Genomic DNA, 4,036 nt, shown 5'->3' on the forward strand with positions numbered 1-4,036 from the left:
TAGCTCATCATTGCTAAGATCGTGAGCTAGCATCGTTGTGTGGCGGCTATGTGGTATATAAAATTCATCGTCAAATCCCCTAAACAAAGGATGATGTTTATCATTCGCAGTATGCTTAAAAACCCCAAATAATTTTTCATTCAGCACAACTTTTGGAACCCCATAAAAATGATATAGCGCCGCCTGTGAAGCCCAACATATATAAAGCGTTGAAGTCACATGTGTACGAGCCCACTGAAAAATATGTTGAATTTCCGGCCAATAAGACACATCTTCGAATTTCATCATCTCGACGGGTGCCCCCGTAATAATCATACCATCATAAAAATTCTCTTCAACATCGCTGAATCCCTTATAAAATAGTTCCAAATGCTCCTGCGGCGTATTCTTCGGTGTATGTGTGTCGAGTCTTAAAAACTCTACTTCAACCTGCAACGGATTATTTGATAATAGACGTACAAAATCCGTTTCTGTCGAAATTTTTATGGGCATGAGGTTCAATATCAACACACGAAGTGGGCGAATATCTTGTGAGTTTGCACGAAGATCACTCATCACAAATATGTTTTCCTTCTTTAAAAGTTCTATTGCTGGCAGGTTATCGGGTATTTTTACGGGCATATTGTATTTCTCTTCTAAGACTATTTTCAAATACAAAAATAACAAGAAAAAATCGGAACTTAAAGCTAAGCCCTATTCCATATAAAAAACAACCTTGTCCTTGTCTTCCCACCCTGTCAGATAACTGGTCGTTTCCAGGCAATATTGTTTTCAACAATCAAGTGAGTGTTATTTTAAACTTTTCTAAATAAGTATTATGCATGCATAGTATTAATACATATATTTATATTTGTTAAAACCATACATTTGTTATGACAAGTCAAATCATATTTTTATGCTTGTTTATTATTGCAATTACTGCATTCTCTATAAACGCACGACGTATTTATAGAAATATCAGGCTAGGTAAACCAGTTGACAGAAGTGACAATCCAACACAACGGCTAAAGCTCATGGTCTTGGTTGCATTTGGACAAAAGAAAATGTTTAAAAAACCCCTTCCTGCAATACTCCACCTATTGGTGTATCTGGGTTTTTGTATCATTAACGTCGAAATGCTAGAAATAATAATCGACGGAATATTTGGAACCCATAGGGTATTTGCTCACCTCGGTGAGTTTTATAACTTTTTAATTTTTTGCTTTGAAATTTTAGCATTTGGAGTCTTAGCTAGTTGTATCATTTTCATATTTCGACGAAACGCGATGCGCATTTTCCGATTCCAAGGTAAGGAATTAAAACATTGGCCCAAAACTGATGCAAACCTCATCCTAATAACTGAGATTTTATTAATGAGCGCTTTTCTGATAATGAATGCCGCTGACCTTAAGCTCCAACAACTAAATATTCCCGCCTACCCCTTAGCAGGATCATTCCCCATAAGTACCTTACTAGTCAACATACTTCCGGAGAATGTAGCTTCTTTAGTAGTTATTGAGCGAACAGCATGGTGGTTTCACATTATTGGCGTGTTGCTATTTTTGAATTATTTACCGATTTCAAAACACCTTCATATCCTGCTCGCCTTTCCGAATACATATTTTTCGAAATTAACCCCTAAAGGTAAGTTTGATAATATGGATAGCGTGACGCAAGAGGTAAAAGCAATGCTTGATCCAACCCTCCCAGCACCATCGGGTGAGGTAACGCGGTTTGGCGTGAAAGATGTAAAAGATCTAACTTGGAAAAACTTGCTCGATGCCTATACCTGCACCGAATGCGGCCGTTGTAGCGCAGCCTGTCCTGCGACTATTACCGGCAAGCTACTATCGCCACGCAAAATCATGATGGACACCCGAGATCGTTTAGAGGAGGTTGGCAGACACCTGGCGACCCAGCCCCTACAGCAGGACGATGGGAAATCTTTGATTGACGATTATATCACTAGAGAAGAAATATGGGCCTGCACGACGTGCAACGCATGCGTAGAACAATGCCCTGTAAATATCAACCCTTTGGAAATAATTTTAGGGTTACGACAATATTCCGTCTTAGAAGAGTCGAACGCCCCCTCGAGCATAAATACAATGTTCAGTAATATGGAAAATAATGCGGCACCATGGAAGTACGCACAAACAGATAGAGCAAATTGGGCAAATCAATAATATTACTATTATGAATCCAACACTAGAAATACCGACCGTTTCGGATATGGTCGCAAAAGGCGAATCTCCTGACTTATTGTTTTGGGTAGGGTGTGCAGGGAGTTACGACGAACGTGCTCAGCGTATCACCAAAGATATATGTAAAATATTACATCATGTCGGGATTAAATTCGCAATCTTGGGTAACGAAGAAAGTTGTACGGGTGATCCTGCGAAACGCGCAGGTAACGAATTTCTTTTTCAGATGCAGGCGATCACCAATATCGAGTTACTTGCCGGATACAATATTAAAAAAATAGTTACGGCCTGTCCTCATTGTTTCAATACGTTGAAGAACGAATATCCTAGCTTAGGTGGGAATTATGAGGTCATACACCATACCCAACTGATCCAATCTTTGATCGATCAAGGGAACCTACGCCCGGCTGATGGACACGAGTTTAAAGGGAAGCGTATTACATATCATGACCCTTGTTATTTGGGGCGAGCAAATGGAGTATATGATGCTCCTCGGAATGTTTTAGAGACTTTGGATGCCGATCTCGTCGAATTGAAACGGTGTAAAAGCAACGGTTTATGTTGTGGCGCGGGAGGCGCGCAAATGTTCAAAGAACCAGAACCTGGGAATAAGGATGTTAACTTAGAACGAATGCACGATGTCATTGAATCGGGGGCAAGTCTGGTTGTATCAGCATGTCCTTTTTGTATGACCATGCTTCGTGATGGGATAAAAACCCATGACAAAGAACATGATATTAATATTTTAGATATCGCTGAAGTAACGGTAAAAGCAAATAATATTTGACTATTAATTCAATAACCGCATCATAAGAAACAAAAAACGGAATCTTCTGATTCCGTTTTTTGTTTCTTGTACCCAGGAGCAGATTCGAACTGCCATGCCCATAAGGCGCCACCCCCTCAAGATGGTGCGTCTACCAATTTCGCCACCTGGGTATTTCGGTAGCAAAAATAAACCTTTTTAGGACATTTGAGAAGAAATTTAAAATTATTTTACTGACTATTTCCTAAATTATTGTCAATCAAAGTCTGAATAATTCCATCTACCAATCCTACACGAGGGGCAACAATGTTTTTTAGGTGTCCAACACGCATAATAGTCAAAAATATTTCCGCAGCTGGAATAATAACATCTGCTCTATCTTGTTTCAATCCCAACACATGAATTCGATCCTTAAGTGAATAAGAACTTAAGTAGGTATAGATCGCTTTCAATTTAGAATACGACATAGGTTTATCAATCTTTTCGTTAGCGATCCTAGAGAGTTTGTTGATGTTACCCCCGGTACCTATACCATAAATATTTTTATAGTTCTTCGTATGCTCCCTCACCCAGCGCTTCAATTCCTCCCACGTCTCAGTGGAGTCTTGGTTATCCAGAATTCGAATAGTACCCAAATTAAAAGAATGCGAAGAGATGAGTTCCGCATTGGAAAACAACGATACTTCGGTACTCCCTCCCCCTACGTCGATATAAAGATAAACTTTACTCTTATCCATATTATCTTGGATATTGTTACTATAGATAATCTGCGCTTCTTTAGCGCCATCAATAATCTGAATATCAACTCCAACTTTACGACACGCTTTGACAATGTCATCGCCGTTATCCGCATCACGCATCGCGGACGTTGCACATGCCATATAGTCGGTGACCCGATAAACGTCCATCAAATTACGAAAGGCTTGCATCGTTTTGACCATATTTTCAAACTTGGCCTCCGATATATGTTGATGAATAAATGCATCATCCCCCAATCGTAATGGAACTCGTATCAATGCTTCCTTCTTAAACTGAATTGGACTAACTTCTTCATTGACCTCCGCTATTAATAAGCGAACAGCGTTAG

General features: G+C 39.5%; 4 protein-coding genes and 1 tRNA gene. 2 read left to right on the forward strand and 3 right to left on the reverse strand.

Annotated elements, in window-relative coordinates:
* Window positions 1-621, reverse strand: a 621-nt coding sequence (locus HP439_RS18145) for a homoserine O-succinyltransferase (RefSeq protein ID WP_172391745.1), incomplete at its 3' end; no start/stop codon positions are given.
* A 251-nt stretch (window positions 622-872) separates the two neighbouring features.
* Here HP439_RS18145 and HP439_RS18150 point away from each other — a divergent pair.
* Window positions 873-2,165, forward strand: a complete 1,293-nt coding sequence (locus HP439_RS18150) for a 4Fe-4S dicluster domain-containing protein (RefSeq protein ID WP_172391746.1) — start codon at window positions 873-875, stop codon at window positions 2,163-2,165.
* 10 nt (window positions 2,166-2,175) lie between these two features.
* Window positions 2,176-2,970, forward strand: coding sequence for a (Fe-S)-binding protein (locus tag HP439_RS18155; RefSeq protein WP_172391747.1), 795 nt, complete (start codon window positions 2,176-2,178; stop codon window positions 2,968-2,970).
* Window positions 2,971-3,039: 69 nt separating this feature from the next.
* Here the strand turns inward: HP439_RS18155 and HP439_RS18160 are convergent.
* Window positions 3,040-3,122, reverse strand: a tRNA-Leu gene (locus HP439_RS18160).
* Between the two features lie 57 nt (window positions 3,123-3,179).
* Window positions 3,180-4,036, reverse strand: an 857-nt coding sequence (locus tag HP439_RS18165) for a Ppx/GppA phosphatase family protein (RefSeq protein ID WP_246229411.1), incomplete at its 5' end; no start/stop codon positions are given.

The sequence above is a fragment of the Sphingobacterium shayense genome, assembly GCF_013179575.1.
GTDB classification, from domain to species: domain Bacteria; phylum Bacteroidota; class Bacteroidia; order Sphingobacteriales; family Sphingobacteriaceae; genus Sphingobacterium; species Sphingobacterium shayense.